Raw genomic sequence first — 13,828 nt, forward strand, 5'->3', positions numbered from 1 at the left:
CGCACCGCCAAGGAACCTGCCGATGAACCTGCGTGATCTGAAGTACCTGGTGGCGCTGGCCGATCACAAGCATTTCGGGCGCGCCGCGGCGGCCTGCTTCGTCAGCCAGCCGACCTTGTCCACGCAGATCAAGAAGCTCGAGGACGAACTGGGCGTGCCGCTGGTCGAGCGCGCGCCGCGCAAGGTCATGCTGACCCCGGCCGGGCGCGAGGCGGCCAGCCGCGCGCGCGGCATCGTCGCCGAGGTCGAGCAGATGAAGGAGGCGGCGCGGCGCAGCCAGGACCCGGAAGCGGGCACGGTGCGCCTGGGCATCTTCCCGACGCTGGGCCCGTACCTGCTGCCGCACGTGATCCCGAGCATCCGCGCGCGCTTCCCGCAGCTGGAACTGCTGCTGATCGAGGAAAAGAGCGACGTGCTGCTGAGCCGACTGCGCGAGGGCCGGCTGGACGCCGCGCTGCTGGCGTTGCCGCTGCACGACGACCAGCTGCACAGCGAGTTCCTGTTCGAGGAACCGTTCGTGCTGGCGGTACCGGAACAGCATCCGCTGGCGCAGCGCGGCGATACGCTGAGCATGAGCGAGCTGCACCAGCAGCGGCTGCTGCTGCTCGAGGACGGCCATTGCCTGCGCGACCAGGCGCTGGACGTGTGCCACCTGTCCGGCGCGCTGGAAAAGGCCGAATTCCAGGCCACCAGCCTGGAGACGCTGCGGCAGATGGTCGCCGCCAACGTCGGCGTCACCCTGCTGCCGCTGCTGGCGGTGCAGCCGCCGGTGGCCAGCCCCTCCAATATCCGGCTGCTGCGGTTCGACGACGCCTCCGGCCCGAGCCGGCGCATCGCGATGCTGTGGCGCCGCAGTTCGGCGATGAACGATTTCCTGGAGCAGCTGGCGCGCCTGTTCAAGGCGCTGCCCGAAGCGCTGTTCGTGTTGCCGCCGCAGGCCCCTGTCGCGGCCCCGGCAAGCGGCAAAGCGGCGGCCTGATTCAGCCGCGGCATCGCATCGGCGCCGGCTTGCTTGCACAATGGGCCGGGGGCGGCAGGTGCCGCCTTCGTCTTGTGCCACTACCGGAGTTTTCCCATGTCTTCGCAACACCGCAGCGGCCTGCCGCCGTCGTTGATCGTTTCCAGCCACGACCTGGCCCGCCTCGAGGCCTTGCTCGAATCCCCTGCATTGCAGCAACACCCTGCCGCGCTCGCGCTCGCCGCCGAACTCGGCCGCGCCACCGTGATGGCGCCCGAACAGATTCCCGCCGGCATCGTCACCATGCACTCGCGCGTGGAGTGCGAGGACGAACTGCACGGCGAACGCCACCAGCTGACCCTGGTCTATCCGCACGAAGCCGATGCCGCGCAAGGCCGCATCTCGGTGCTGGCGCCGGTCGGCAGCGCCCTGCTCGGCCTGGCCATGGGCCAGTCGATCGACTGGCAGGCGCCCGGCGGCCGCGCCCTGCGCCTGCGCGTGACCGCGCTGCACTATCAGCCCGAAGCCGCAGGCGACTTCACGCACGCAGCGGGTTAACGTGCGCGGGCTTATCCTCCATTTCATCCGTTACGAGAACTGCCGATGATGTCTTCCGCTCCTTCCAAGCTGGCCCAGCTGCGCGAGTTGTCCGTGGTCGTGGCCGATACCGGCGACTACGATGCGATCAAGCGGCTCAAGCCGGTCGATTGCACCACCAATCCGACCCTGGTGAAGAAAGCCCTGGATCTGCCGGTCTACGCCGAGCTGATCGACGAGGCCCTGGCCTGGGCGCGCAGCCAGGACGGCGACCATGCCGCGCTGGTCGACGAGATCGCCGACCGCCTGACCATCGGCGTAGGCAGCAAGCTCAGCGCACTGGTGCCCGGGCGCGTGTCCACCGAGGTGGATGCCGACCTGGCCCACGACACCGCCGCGACCATCGCCAAGGCGCACAAGTTTGTGGCCATGTACGCCGAGCGCGGCGTGCCCAAGGACAAGATCCTGATCAAGGTCGCCGCGACCTGGGAAGGCATCGAGGCCGCGCGCCAGCTGCAGAAGGACGGCATCGACTGCAACCTGACGCTGATCTTCAACCGCACCCAGGCGCTGGCCTGCGCCGAGGCCGGCGTGTTCCTGATCTCGCCGTTCGTCGGCCGCATCCTGGACTGGTACGTGGCCAACGGGCAGACCCCGGCCACCATCGACGAGGACCCGGGCGTGCGGTTCGTGCGCGGCGTCTACGACGAGTTCAAGCGCCGCGGCTCGCAGACCGTGGTGATGGGCGCCTCGTTCCGTTCCACCGCGCAGATCGAGGCGCTGGCCGGCTGCGACCGCCTGACCATCTCGCCCGAACTGCTGGAGAAGCTCGACGCCGACCACGGCGAGCTGCCGCGCAAGCTCTCGCCCGGCCAGGCCGACGGCGCGCAGATCGTGCAGATCGACGCCAAGCAGTTCGCCGCCGACCTGGCCGCCGACCCGATGGCGACCGAGAAGCTGGCCACCGGCATCGACACCTTCGCCAAGGACCTGCAGGCGCTGCGCGACACGATCCGGCAGAAGTTGGCGGTCTAGCCGCCTGTCGCGGGTGCACCGATCTGGAGCGGCGGCGACGTCGCTCTTTTTTTTGGAAATGGGAACCGGGAATGGGGAATGGGGAACAGCGGTGGCCGCTTCGCTGCCGTTTGTTTCGCTTGCCGATCGATCGGGGACCGTCCAGGTGCGAGGGGTACGGCGCAGGTGCGGGTGCGTAGGCGCCGCGGAACGGTGCAGCCAAGCGCCGACGCGATGCGGCGCGCTGAGGGCGCCGGCCGCGCGACGTTGGCGCCGCCGCAACTTTTCGCCGGCTATGCTGCGCACTCCACAGCGCAAGGGGCGGCAATGGCAACGATCGCAGTCGTGATGGTCGACGGGGTGGCGGACTGGGAGATCGGCACCATCCTGCCGGCGGCGCGGGCCTGGTTCGGCGACGAGATCCAGGTCGCCAGCATCGACGGCAAGCCGGTCACCTCGATCGGCGGGCTGGACCTGCATCCGCAGTTCGCCTTGTCGGATCTGGCGCCGCTGGATGCGGACCTGTGGCTGCTGCCGGGCAGCGACCGCTGGCAGGCCGGCGAGATCCCCGGACTCAGCGCGCTGCTGCAGCAACGCATCGAGGCCGGCCGCGCGGTCGCGGCGATCTGCGGCGCGACCCTGGCGCTGGCCTACGCCGGGCTGCTCGACACGCGGCCGCACACCAGCAATTCCGAAGCGTTCCTGCGCGAATACGTGGGCGTCTACGCTGGCGCCGCGCATTACCGGGAGCAGAAGGTCGTGAGCGCGGACGGCCTGATCACCGCGCCCGGCACCAGTCCGGTCGGCTTCGCGGTGGCGTGCCTGCGCCAGCTGCATCCGGAGCGCGAGGAACAGATCGCGCAGATGCGGCAGACGTTCGCCGCCGAATTCGGGTGACAGCGCGCGCCGGCCTGGAGCCGGCGCGCGTGGCACTGCGGCGCACGGGCGCCGCGCCGGCTCAGGCCTCCAGGCCGAGCGGGCAGCTGACGCCGGTGCCGCCGAGCCCGCAGTAGCCGCCCGGGTTCTTGGCCAGGTACTGCTGGTGCTCGTCCTCGGCGTAGTAGAACGGCGGGGCCGGGAACAGGATCTCGGTGGTGATCTCGCCGTAGCCGGCCGCGCGCAGGCGCTGCTGGTAGGCGTCGCGGCTGGCGATCGCCGCGTCGTACTGTTCCTGCGTGCTGCAGTAGATCGCCGAACGGTACTGGGTGCCGGTGTCGTTGCCCTGGCGCATGCCCTGGGTCGGATCGTGGCTTTCCCAGAAGGTCTGCAGCAGCTGCTCGAAGCTCAGCGCGTGCGGGTCGTAGACCACCAGCACCGCCTCGGTGTGGCCGGTCTGGCCGGAGCATACTTCGCGGTAGGTGGCGTTGGGCGTTTCCCCGCCGGCGTAGCCGACCGCGGTGCTGAACACCCCCGGCAGCGACCAGAACTTGCGCTCGGCGCCCCAGAAGCAGCCCAGGCCGAACTGCACCTGCTGCATGCCGGCGAAGGCGTCGCGCAGCGGGTGGCCATTGACGAAATGGCGGTTGTGCAGCGGCAGCGGCTCGCTGCGGCCGGGCAGGCTCTCGCCCGGGCGCGGCAGGCGCTGCTTGAAGGCACCGATTCCCAACATGGCGCGGACTCCTGGCATCGAAAGGGATGCCTTGTGGATGGCGTTGCCGGGGGCCGGTTTCAAGGTGGCGGCCGGGATTCGGGATTCGGGAATGCAGCATGCGGACCAGGCAGGGCTCGGCGTCAGACGATTTGGCAAAAGCGTCGCCTGCCAAGGAGAGCGGGCTGTCTGTGGGAGGGGCTTCAGCCCCGACGCGCTACCGGTAAAGCGTCGGGGCTGAAGCCCCTCCTACAGAAGCCAGCCGCAGCGCACCTGCCAATCCCAATCCCGATCCCAATCCCGGCCCCTCACATCTCGCGCGTCACCCGCCCGCCCAGGCCCAGCGCCATCAGCACTTCCTGCGCCTTTTCCAGCAGTTCGTCGGCCACGCACACCTGCACCACGCCGAACGGCAGTTCGCCGGCGCCGCCGAGCAGCGCCTCGCCGAACACGAACGCGGTGATGCCGGCGTCCTCCAGCGCATGCTTGGCCAGGTGCGCGTCGATCAGGTGCTGGGCGCGATAGGCGATCTGCATGGCCCGCCCTCAGCCGCGCGCCGCGACTTCGGCGGCGGCGCCCACGCGCCATTCGCGCATGGCCGGCAAGGCCTCCAGGGCGGCCAGGTACTCGGCGGCCTGCGCCGGCACCTCCACGCCGTAGCCGGCGAAGCGCACCGCCACCGGCGCGAACATCGCGTCGACGATGCCGAACTCGCCGCACAGGAACGGGCCGCCGGCGCCATGCGCGCTGCTCAGCGTGTCCCACAGCTGCACGATGCGCTCGATGTCCTCCTGCGCCTCGGCGTCCCAGCGGCAGCCGTCGGGCCGGCGGCAGGCCTGCATCGGCAACTGCCGGCGCAGCGCCAGGAAGCCGGAGTGCATCTCGCACGCCGCCGCGCGCGCCTGCGCCCGCACCGGCAGCGCCGCCGGCCAGCCGCGGCCGTCCAGCCAGCGCTCGTTGGCGTACTCGCAGATCGCCAGCGAATCCCAGATCTGCAGCGCGCCGTCCCACAGCGCCGGCACCCGCCCGGTGGGCGAATAGTCGCCGATGCGTTCGGCGAACTCGGGCGTATCCAGCGGCAGCGGCACTTCCTCGAACGGCACCGCGAAGTGCCGCAGCAGCAGCCACGGGCGCAGCGACCAGGAGGACAGGTTCTTGTCGCCGATGACCAGACGGGGAAGCGGCATGACGAAAATCTCGGGCGTGGACGAACCGGCAGCGTACGCGGCGGGGCGGCGGCCGGCCAGCTCGGCTAAACTTGCGCTTTACTTATCTGCTGAAGCGCGCATGTCCGAGACCCCCGCCACCGACGCCACCGCCCCGGCCGAGAAGAAAGACTTCATCCGCCAGATCGTCCGCGAGGACCTGGCCAGCGGCAAGCACGCGGCCATCCGCACCCGCTTCCCGCCCGAGCCCAACGGCTACCTGCACATCGGCCACGCCAAGGCGATCTGCCTGGATTTCGGCCTCGCCGCCGAATTCGCCGGGCGCTGCAACCTGCGCTTCGACGACACCAATCCGGCCAAGGAAGACCCCGAATTCGTCGCCGCGATCCAGGACGACGTGCGCTGGCTGGGCTTCGACTGGGCCGAGCTGCGCCACGCCTCGGACTATTTCGAGGTGTACTACCTGGCCGCCGAGAAGCTGATCCGCGACGGCCACGCCTTCGTCTGCGACCTCTCCGCCGAGCAGGTGCGCGAGTACCGCGGCACGCTCACCGAACCGGGCCGCAATTCGCCCTACCGCGAGCGCAGCGTGGAAGAGAACCTGGACCTGTTCCGGCGCATGCGCGCCGGCGAGTTCCCGGACGGCGCGCGCACCCTGCGCGCCAAGATCGACATGGCCAGCGGCAACATCAACCTGCGCGACCCGGCGCTGTACCGGATCAAGCACGTCGAGCACCAGAACACCGGCGACGCCTGGCCGATCTACCCGATGTACGACTTCGCGCACTCGCTGGGCGATGCGATCGAAGGCATCACCCACTCGCTGTGCACGCTGGAGTTCGAGGACCACCGCCCGCTGTACGACTGGTGCGTGGACAAGGTCGACCTGGCCGCGCATCCGCAGCTGCTGCAGCCGCTGCTGGACAAGGGCCTGCCGCGCGAGGCGGCCAAGCCGCGGCAGATCGAGTTCTCGCGCCTGAACATCAACTACACGGTGATGAGCAAGCGCAAGCTGACCCAGCTGGTGGCCGAACAGCTGGTCGAGGGCTGGGACGACCCGCGCATGTACACGCTGCAGGGCCTGCGCCGCCGCGGCTACACGCCGGCGGCGCTGCGCCTGCTGGTGGACCGGGTCGGCATCAGCAAGCAGAACTCGGTGATCGACTTCTCGGTGCTGGAAGGCTGCCTGCGCGAGGACCTGGACGCGGCCGCGCCGCGGCGCATGGCGGTGATCGACCCGCTCAAGCTGGTGCTGACCAACCTGCCGGTCGGCCACGGGGAGACGCTGACGTTCTCCAACCATCCCAAGGACGAATCCTTTGGCCAGCGCGAGGTGCCGTTCTCGCGCGAGCTGTGGATCGAGCGCGAGGATTTCGCCGAAGTGCCGCCCAAGGGCTGGAAGCGGCTGGTGCCGGGCGGCGAAGTGCGCCTGCGCGGCGCCGGCATCGCCCGCGTCGACGACGTGGTCAAGAACGATGCCGGCGAGATCGTCGAGCTGCGCGGCTGGCTGGATCCGGAATCGCGCCCGGGCATGGAAGGCGCCAACCGCAAGGTCAAGGGCACCATCCACTGGGTCAGCGCCCCCCATGCGGTGCAGGCGGAAATCCGCCTGTACGACCGCCTGTTCTCGGTGGAGAAGCCCGACGACGAGTCGGAAGGCAAGACCTACCGCGATTACCTCAATCCCGACTCCAAGCGCAGCGTGCGCGGCTACGTCGAGCCGGCCGCGGCGCAGGCGGCGCCGGAGCAGGCGTTCCAGTTCGAGCGCAGCGGCTACTTCGTCGCCGACCGCTACGACCACCGCACGGACGCGCCGGTGTTCAACCGCAGCGTGACCCTGCGCGATACCTGGACCGGCGGCCAAGGCGCGGGGTGAGCGCCACCGCACCGCAGGCGGCGGCACCGTTCCCGGTGCTGCGCCATCCGCTCGTGCGCCTGGTCCTGATCGCCTCGGTCCTGGCCCTGGCGCATTACCGCTGGCTGCCGTTTCCATGGCGGATGCCCGCCGTGGGCCTGCTCGGCCTGGGCCTGGTCTGGCTGGAGACGCGCTCGCTGCAGGCGTGCGGCCTGCAGCGGCGCGCGCCGCGGGCATGGCTGGGATGGACGCTGCTGCTGTTCGCGCTGGTCGTGGGCGTGGTCGATCCGTGGCTGGAACCGCTGATCGACCGGCTCACCGGCACCGCCGCCGACTACAGCGGCTATGGCGCGCTGCACGGCAACCTGCCGGCGGCGGCGAAGCTGGTCGCGCTGGCCTGGCTCAGCGCGGCGATCGGCGAGGAACTGGTGTTCCGCGGTTTCCTGATGCACCAGCTGAGCGCGCTGCTGCATGGTTTCCGCGGCGCGCGCACGGTCGCCGCCCTGCTCGGCGGCATCGCGTTCGGATGGATGCACGCCAGCCAGGGCCTGTCCGGCATGGTGCTGACCGGCGTGGTCGGCAGCCTGTTCGGCTACGCCTACCTGCGTTCGGGCCGGCATCTGGGGGCGATGGTGCTGGCGCACGGCCTGATCGACAGCTGGGGCGTGGCCACCCTCTACCTGGGCTGGCATTGAGCGCCGGGCGGGCAAACGCGGAGACGCCGACGGCCCGGTCGCACAACGCCTCGCGGCATCGCGGCGCCGGGCGGCCAGCCGGCGCGGAGCGGTGCGTGCCGCGCTGAAGACCAATCGGAACGGGACACGGCATGCGCGAGCGTTTGTGGGCGGGAGTGGGCAGCGGCATCGCCGCCGGCGCGCTGTGGGGACTGGTGTTCCTGGCGCCGCAGGTGCTGGCCGGATTCTCGCCGCTGCAGCTGTCGGCATCGCGTTACCTGGCCTACGGCGCGGTGGCCGCGCTGGTGCTCGCTCCGCGCTGGCGCGCCGCCACCGGCACGCTCGGCGCCGCGGAATGGTGGGCGCTGCTGCGGCTGAGCCTGCTCGGCAACATCGTCTACTACGTGCTGCTGGGCTGCGCCGTGCAGTGGGCCGGCGGCCCTGCCACCGCACTGATCATCGGCCTGCTGCCGGTGACGGTCACCGTGTTCGGCGCGCGCGCGGCCGGCGCGATGCGGCTGCGCCGGCTGGCCGCGCCGTGCGCGCTGTGCGTGGCCGGCGTGGCGCTGGTGGCGGCGCAGACGCTGGGCAGCGCGCCGCATGCGCACGGCGGCGTGGGCACGCGCGCGGCCGGGCTGGCCTGCGCGAGCGGGGCGCTGGCGTGCTGGACGGCCTACTCGCTCAGGAATGCGCGCTGGCTTTCGCAGCGGCCCGACATCTCCGGCAGCGACTGGTCGCTGCTGACCGGCGTGGTCACCGGCACGCTGGCGCTGGCCCTGGCGATTCCCGCGTTCGCGTTCGACGCCACCGCGCACGCGGCCGCGGACTGGGCGCGCTTCTGGGGCATGGCGATGCTGCTGGCGGTGTTCGCCTCGGTGATCGGCAGCGCCTGCTGGAACCGCGCCAGCCGGCTGCTGCCGCCGACCCTGGTCGGGCAGATGCTGGTGTTCGAAACCGTGTTCGCGCTGCTCTACGGCTTCGTGTGGGAAACGCGCTGGCCCACACTGCTGGAAGCCGCGGCGATCGCCTGCCTGCTCGGCGGTGTGCTGTGGTGCACCTGGCTGCATGCACCGCCGGGCGCCGATCGCCGGCGCGGTCCTGGATTAAGACACGGCGCCTAGACTGGCACCGTCGTCCACCAGGATCGGGAAACCGCCGATGTCCGCTGTCTTCCGCACCTGCTGCGCCGGCCTCGCGCTGGCGGCGCTGCTTGCCGGCTGTGCCAGGGCGTAACCTCCGCCGCGGCGCAGGCAAGTGCGACGCCGTGCCCGACCAGGCCTACGACCTGCCCCTTGCGCGCTTCGACGAAACCGCGCAACGGCTGGCCCACGCCACCGGCTGCGGCATCGTCTACGACGATCCGTCGCTGTCGTCGATGCGGGTCGACGCGGTGCGAGGCCGGATCGGCATCCGCCAGGCGAACCGCCGAGCCCGCGGCGATACCGCGATCCGGATCGCGCAGGAGATCGCCGACACCATCGGCGTCGGCCCCCGCTGAACCGGGCCCGCGGCCATGCGCGCTACCATGGCGGCGTCTCTCGCACGGAAGGCCGCCATGTCCCGTCGTCTCGCGCCGTTGCTGTACTGCCTGTGCCTGTTCGCCTGCACCCTGCTGTTCAGCGCCTGCGCGCGCAGCGAAGGCGCCAGGCCCGCCGCCTCCGGCCTGCCGGTGAAGGTCGACGCCAGTTGCCGCAGCGACGCCGACTGCGCGGTGAAGAACGTCGGCAACTGCTGCGGCGCGATGCCGGCGTGCGTCAACCGCGACAGCCCCACCGACCCGCAGGGCGTGATGGCGCAATGCCAGGCCAGCGGCCGCATGAGCGTGTGCGGCTCGCCCGCGATCGCCGGCTGCCAGTGCGTGGCCGGGCGATGCAGCGCCCAGGGCGCGCAAGCCGATACACTGCGCGCCCCGCAGCCTGCCGAACCCGTCCGCTGATGCTCTACGCGCAAGTCCACCTCACCCTGCCCGCCTGGATCCACGACGCGGTCGATCCGCAGGCCGTCTATCCCGGCGATGCCGACAAGGTCGCGCTGGCGGTGGAACTGTCGCGATTGAACGTGGACGCCGGCAGCGGCGGGCCGTTCGGCGCGGCGGTGTTCGGCCCGGACCACCGCATCGTCTCGGTCGGGGTGAACCGGGTGGTGCCGCAGAACACCTCGCTGGCGCACGCCGAGAACATGGCCTACATGCTCGCCCAGCAGCGCCTGCAGACCCCGCGCCTGAACGCGGCGCTGTCGCCGGTGACCCTGGCGACCTCGGCGCAGCCGTGCTGCCAGTGCTACGGCGCGACCATCTGGGCCGGCATCGACCGCCTGCTGATCGGCGCCAGCGCCGAGGATGTGATGGCGTTGACCCCGTTCGACGAAGGCCCGCTGCCGGCGGACTGGATCGGCGAACTCGAGCGCCGCGGCATCGAGGTGGTGCGCGGCCTGCATCGCGACGCCGCCTGCGCGGTGCTGCGCCGCTACGGCGAGCTCGACAGCCCCCGCTACTGACGCCGCCCGGCGAAGGCTTTCTGCATGTCCTCCCTGAACGGCCTGCTGTGCTACTGCCGGCAAGGCTTCGAGCCCGAACTGGCGGCCGAACTCAACGACCGCGCCGCGCGCGCCGAGCTGCCGGCCTATGCGCGCACCGAGCGCAACAGCGGCTACGCATTGCTGGTCTGCGAGACCGCCTTGCCGCCGCGTGCGCTGCCGTGGCGCGGGCTGATCTTCGCGCGGCAGAAACTGCGCCTGCTGGCCGAGCTGCGCGAACTGGATCCCGCCGACCGCATCGGCCCGATGCTGCAGGCGCTGGCCGGGCACGGCCGTTTCGGCGACCTGTGGGTCGAGCATCCGGACTCGGACGAAGGCAAGCAGCTGTCCGGCCTGGCGCGCAGCTTCGGCAATGCGCTGCGCCCGGCGCTGCGCAAGGCCGGCCTGCTCAGCGACAAACCGCAGCCGGCGCTGCCGCGCCTGCACGTGTGCTTCCTCGCCGGCACCCACGCGCTGCTGGCCATCGCCGACAGCGACGACAGCGCGCCGTGGCCGCTGGGCATCCCGCGCCTGAAACTGCTGTCGGACGCGCCCTCGCGCTCGGCGCTGAAGCTGGAGGAAGCGCTGCTGGCGCTGCTGGCGCCGGACGAGCGCGAGGCGCTGCTCAAGCCCGGCATGCGCGCCGCCGACCTGGGCGCCGCGCCCGGCGGCTGGACCTGGGTACTGACCCGCCAGCACCTGCACGTGACCAGCGTCGACAACGGCCCGCTGCGCCAGCACGTGCTCGACAGCGGCCTGGTCGATCACCTGCGCGCCGACGGCTTCCACTGGAAGCCGCCGCAACCGCTGGACTGGATGGTCTGCGACATGGTCGAGCAGCCGCGCCGCGTCGCCGAGCGCATGGGCACCTGGTTGCGCGAGGGCTGGTGCCGGCACGCCATCTTCAACCTCAAGCTGCCGATGAAGAAGCGCTGGGACGAGACCCAGCTGTGCCTGGACCTGTTCGCCGAGCGCGCCGGGCGCCCGCTGCAGATCCGCGCCAAGCAGCTGTACCACGACCGCGAAGAGATCACCGTGCTGGCGATGCCGGCCTGAGGCGCTGCGCCGGTCGTCGCGATCACGCGTCGATGCGAAGCACACACTGAGGCTTCTAGCGCATTCGGCTCGGACGCTTACAGCTGGCGCGGTGTTGTGGGAGCGACTTCAGTCGCGACGGGCATTACCAGTAAAGCCCGTCGCGACTGAAGTCGCTCCCACAAAAGAAACTCGCGCTGGCCTTGGCCATCCGCGGGCACGGATCCACCGCGCCGCTACAGCACGATGCGCTTGCCGCCCTCGCGCGCCGAGCGGTGGATCGCATCGATCACGCGCATGTCGCGCAGGCCTTCCTCGCCCGGCGCGCGCAGCGGCGTGCCATTGAGGATCGCCAGCGCGTCCTCGTCCATCTGCAGCGCCTGCTGGTGGCGCACCGTCGCCTCGAACACGCGCCCGTCGCTGGCGCGGCCGCGGATGCCGTCGTAGCTCTGGAACGGCGCCAGTTCGTACCAGCCGCGCTCGCACTCGGCGCGCAGCCGGTTCATGGTGCGGCCGAAGCTGGTGGCGCAGTCGGCCACCACCTCGTGCGGGAATTCCAGCTTGAACTGCATGTGCTCGTCGACCTCGTCGAACAGCGCCGGGCGGTCGGTGCTGCGCGTGGCGCTGACCGCCAGCGGCTCGGCGCCCACCGTGTAGCGCGCCGCGTTGAGCGGATACACGCCCATGTCGTACATCGCGCCGCCGCCGAACTGCGCGCGCAGCCGCCACGGCCGCTGCGCCGGATCGGTGTCGCCGTAGCCGTTGTAGCCGGCCTCGGCGCGCACCGTGCGCATCGCGCCGAACGGGCGCTCGCCGGCCAGGGCGATGATCCGCCGCGTGTTCGGCTCGTGCTGCATGCGGTAGCCGATGCTCAGCCGCACCTTGTTGCGCGCGCAGGCGGCGATCATCGATTGCGCCTCGTCGGCGTGCATCGCCATCGGCTTCTCGCACCACACGTGCTTGCCGGCGGCGGCCGCGCGCAGGGTCAGCGGCGCGTGCAGATGGGTCGGCGTGACCACGTAGACCACGTCGATGTCCGGGTTGTCGGCGATGCGCTCCAGGTCGTCGTAGCTGTAGACGTTGCGATCGGGAATGCGATGCCGCGCCTGCCACTGCGGAATCTTGTGCGGCGAGCCGGTGACAATGCCGGCCAGCCGGCAATGCTTGGTCAGCGCCAGGCCGGGCGCCAGGCGGTTGCTGGCGTAGTCGCCCAGGCCAACCAGCGCCACCCCCAGCGGCTTGGTGCGCTTGCCGCGCGTGGTCGCCCACAGCGGCGATCCCAACAGGCCTGCGCCCACCCCGGACAGCCCGGCGAGCAGGACACGGCGACGACTCGGCGAGGACAGCGACATGCGGATCTCCCTGATGGCCGGACACGAAGTGCCGAAACCTTAACGCATCCCCCGCCCGGCGATGTGAGCGCTATCCCGGTGCCGCCGGTGCGTCTGGCACACTCCCCGGCCCCTGCTTCGCACCGGATCGCGCCATGCCCGCTCGCCTGCCGTTCCTCGCCGCCAGCGGTGCCGCGTTGCTGCTGGCCTGCACTGCGGCCGCAGCGGCACCGGCCGCGGACACCGCGTTGTTCCGCGCCCGCGACCTGATCGGCGACGGCGTGTTCACCCACGGCATCGAGGGCCCGGCCAGCGGTCCGGACGGCGCGCTGTACGTGGTCAACTTCGGCCACGACGGCAGCATCGGCCGGGTCGGCTTCGCTGCCGACGGCCACGCGACGGCGGCGCTGTTCGTGGACCTGCCCGCCGGCAGCATCGGCAACGGCATCCGCTTCGACCGCGCCGGGCGCATGTACGTGGCCGACTACGCCCGGCACCGGATCCTGCGCATCGCGCCGGACAGCAAGCGCATCGAGGTCTATGCCACGCTGCCCGGCGCGTTCCAGCCCAACGACATCGCCATCGCCGCGGACGGCACCCTGTACGCCAGTGACCCGGACTGGAAGGGCAGCGGCGGCCAGCTGTGGCGCATCGGCCGCGACCGCAGCGCGCACCTGGTCGAGACCGGCATGGGCACCACCAACGGCATCGAGGTCAGCCCCGACGGCACGCGCCTGTACGTCAACGAGAGCGTGCAGCGTAAGCTCTGGGTCTACGACCGCGCCGGCGACGGCACGCTGTCCAACAAGCGCCTGCTGCGGGCGTTCCCCGATTTCGGCCTGGACGGCATGCGCTGCGACGCGGCCGGCAACCTGTACCTGGCCCGCTACGACGCCGGCAAGGTGCTGGTGCTCGCTCCGGACGGCACGCTCCTGCACGAGATCGCGACCAAGGGCCGCAAGCCCACCAACGTGGCCTTCGGCGGCAAGGATGGGCGCGACGTCTACGTGACCCTGCAGGACCGCGGCGCGATCGAGACCTTCCGCAGCGATCTGCCCGGACGCGAACACGGGCGTTAGTTCGGGCGGCAGCGCATCGGAGCGCCGCTGCCGATTCCGCGCCAGGCGATCCTTCGGAGCGGGGATGCGGGATGGGA

Annotated in this window: 16 protein-coding genes; 12 read left to right on the forward strand and 4 right to left on the reverse strand. The window is 71.1% G+C overall.

Translation table 11 applies throughout. The features are described from left to right. Positions 1-22: 22 nt before the first annotated feature. From OCJ37_RS16330 to OCJ37_RS16345, 4 genes are all read left to right on the forward strand, one after another. Positions 23-979: a LysR substrate-binding domain-containing protein gene (locus OCJ37_RS16330; RefSeq protein ID WP_263110750.1), complete on the forward strand. Its 957-nt coding sequence runs from the start codon at positions 23-25 to the stop codon at positions 977-979. 96 nt (positions 980-1,075) lie between these two features. Continuing rightward, a complete protein-coding gene (gene rnk / locus OCJ37_RS16335) occupies positions 1,076-1,516 on the forward strand; it encodes a nucleoside diphosphate kinase regulator (RefSeq protein ID WP_263110751.1) in 441 nt (146 codons plus the stop codon). A gap of 48 nt (positions 1,517-1,564) precedes the next feature. Further along, positions 1,565-2,530, forward strand: coding sequence for a transaldolase (gene tal, locus OCJ37_RS16340; protein ID WP_263110752.1), 966 nt, complete (start codon positions 1,565-1,567; stop codon positions 2,528-2,530). A gap of 306 nt (positions 2,531-2,836) precedes the next feature. Next, positions 2,837-3,406, forward strand: coding sequence for a type 1 glutamine amidotransferase family protein (locus OCJ37_RS16345; protein ID WP_263110753.1), 570 nt, complete (start codon positions 2,837-2,839; stop codon positions 3,404-3,406). 61 nt (positions 3,407-3,467) lie between these two features. Here the strand turns inward: OCJ37_RS16345 and msrA are convergent, their stop codons facing one another. From msrA to OCJ37_RS16360, 3 genes are all read right to left on the reverse strand, one after another. Beyond that, positions 3,468-4,118, reverse strand: a complete 651-nt coding sequence (gene msrA, locus OCJ37_RS16350) for a peptide-methionine (S)-S-oxide reductase MsrA (protein WP_263110754.1) — start codon at positions 4,116-4,118, stop codon at positions 3,468-3,470. A 287-nt stretch (positions 4,119-4,405) separates the two neighbouring features. Next, on the reverse strand, positions 4,406-4,633 hold the full coding sequence (locus OCJ37_RS16355; protein WP_263110755.1) for a putative signal transducing protein: 228 nt from the start codon (positions 4,631-4,633) through the stop codon (positions 4,406-4,408). Between the two features lie 9 nt (positions 4,634-4,642). Continuing rightward, positions 4,643-5,284, reverse strand: a complete 642-nt coding sequence (locus OCJ37_RS16360; protein WP_263110756.1) for a glutathione S-transferase family protein — start codon at positions 5,282-5,284, stop codon at positions 4,643-4,645. A gap of 100 nt (positions 5,285-5,384) precedes the next feature. On the opposite strand from OCJ37_RS16360, the gene OCJ37_RS16365 reads away from it, so the two are divergent. The 7 genes from OCJ37_RS16365 (at position 5,385) to rlmM (ending at position 11,362) form a co-directional block, all read left to right on the forward strand. Then, positions 5,385-7,139 (forward strand): glutamine--tRNA ligase/YqeY domain fusion protein, encoded by a 1,755-nt coding sequence (locus OCJ37_RS16365; RefSeq protein ID WP_263110757.1) that lies wholly within the window; start codon positions 5,385-5,387, stop codon positions 7,137-7,139. Between the two features lie 122 nt (positions 7,140-7,261). Next, positions 7,262-7,813, forward strand: coding sequence for a CPBP family intramembrane glutamic endopeptidase (locus OCJ37_RS16370; RefSeq protein WP_263113714.1), 552 nt, complete (start codon positions 7,262-7,264; stop codon positions 7,811-7,813). A 131-nt stretch (positions 7,814-7,944) separates the two neighbouring features. Next, positions 7,945-8,913 (forward strand): DMT family transporter, encoded by a 969-nt coding sequence (locus OCJ37_RS16375; RefSeq protein WP_263110758.1) that lies wholly within the window; start codon positions 7,945-7,947, stop codon positions 8,911-8,913. Between the two features lie 143 nt (positions 8,914-9,056). Then, positions 9,057-9,290 (forward strand): hypothetical protein, encoded by a 234-nt coding sequence (locus OCJ37_RS16380; RefSeq protein WP_263110759.1) that lies wholly within the window; start codon positions 9,057-9,059, stop codon positions 9,288-9,290. A gap of 57 nt (positions 9,291-9,347) precedes the next feature. Further along, a complete protein-coding gene (locus tag OCJ37_RS16385) occupies positions 9,348-9,728 on the forward strand; it encodes a hypothetical protein (protein WP_263110760.1) in 381 nt (126 codons plus the stop codon). Then, positions 9,728-10,288: a nucleoside deaminase gene (locus tag OCJ37_RS16390; RefSeq protein WP_263110761.1), complete on the forward strand. Its 561-nt coding sequence runs from the start codon at positions 9,728-9,730 to the stop codon at positions 10,286-10,288. The genes OCJ37_RS16385 and OCJ37_RS16390 overlap by 1 nt, the downstream gene beginning before the upstream one ends. A 33-nt stretch (positions 10,289-10,321) precedes the next feature. Continuing rightward, a complete protein-coding gene (gene rlmM / locus OCJ37_RS16395; protein WP_263113715.1) occupies positions 10,322-11,362 on the forward strand; it encodes a 23S rRNA (cytidine(2498)-2'-O)-methyltransferase RlmM in 1,041 nt (346 codons plus the stop codon). A gap of 215 nt (positions 11,363-11,577) precedes the next feature. On the opposite strand, the gene OCJ37_RS16400 is transcribed toward rlmM, so the two are convergent. Then, complete coding sequence (locus OCJ37_RS16400; protein ID WP_263110762.1) at positions 11,578-12,693, reverse strand: Gfo/Idh/MocA family protein; 1,116 nt, start codon at positions 12,691-12,693, stop codon at positions 11,578-11,580. 134 nt (positions 12,694-12,827) lie between these two features. Here OCJ37_RS16400 and OCJ37_RS16405 point away from each other — a divergent pair, with 134 nt between their 5' ends. Next, entirely contained in the window at positions 12,828-13,751 is a 924-nt protein-coding gene (locus OCJ37_RS16405; protein WP_263110763.1) for an SMP-30/gluconolactonase/LRE family protein, read from the forward strand. Positions 13,752-13,828: the final 77 nt, after the last annotated feature.

The organism is Xanthomonas sp. AM6, assembly GCF_025665335.1.
GTDB lineage: Bacteria > Pseudomonadota > Gammaproteobacteria > Xanthomonadales > Xanthomonadaceae > Xanthomonas_A.

Coding starts and splice junctions, on each gene's coding strand:
- OCJ37_RS16360 (WP_263110756.1), bottom strand. CDS start 5,284: ATGCCGCTTCCCCGTCTGGTCATCGGCGACAAGAACCTGTCCTCCTGG.
- OCJ37_RS16390 (WP_263110761.1), top strand. CDS start 9,728: ATGCTCTACGCGCAAGTCCACCTCACCCTGCCCGCCTGGATCCACGAC.
- rnk (WP_263110751.1), top strand. CDS start 1,076: ATGTCTTCGCAACACCGCAGCGGCCTGCCGCCGTCGTTGATCGTTTCC.
- OCJ37_RS16400 (WP_263110762.1), bottom strand. CDS start 12,693: ATGTCGCTGTCCTCGCCGAGTCGTCGCCGTGTCCTGCTCGCCGGGCTG.
- OCJ37_RS16385 (WP_263110760.1), top strand. CDS start 9,348: ATGTCCCGTCGTCTCGCGCCGTTGCTGTACTGCCTGTGCCTGTTCGCC.
- OCJ37_RS16355 (WP_263110755.1), bottom strand. CDS start 4,633: ATGCAGATCGCCTATCGCGCCCAGCACCTGATCGACGCGCACCTGGCC.
- tal (WP_263110752.1), top strand. CDS start 1,565: ATGTCTTCCGCTCCTTCCAAGCTGGCCCAGCTGCGCGAGTTGTCCGTG.
- OCJ37_RS16365 (WP_263110757.1), top strand. CDS start 5,385: ATGTCCGAGACCCCCGCCACCGACGCCACCGCCCCGGCCGAGAAGAAA.
- OCJ37_RS16375 (WP_263110758.1), top strand. CDS start 7,945: ATGCGCGAGCGTTTGTGGGCGGGAGTGGGCAGCGGCATCGCCGCCGGC.
- OCJ37_RS16370 (WP_263113714.1), top strand. CDS start 7,262: ATGCCCGCCGTGGGCCTGCTCGGCCTGGGCCTGGTCTGGCTGGAGACG.
- msrA (WP_263110754.1), bottom strand. CDS start 4,118: ATGTTGGGAATCGGTGCCTTCAAGCAGCGCCTGCCGCGCCCGGGCGAG.
- OCJ37_RS16405 (WP_263110763.1), top strand. CDS start 12,828: ATGCCCGCTCGCCTGCCGTTCCTCGCCGCCAGCGGTGCCGCGTTGCTG.
- OCJ37_RS16345 (WP_263110753.1), top strand. CDS start 2,837: ATGGCAACGATCGCAGTCGTGATGGTCGACGGGGTGGCGGACTGGGAG.
- OCJ37_RS16330 (WP_263110750.1), top strand. CDS start 23: ATGAACCTGCGTGATCTGAAGTACCTGGTGGCGCTGGCCGATCACAAG.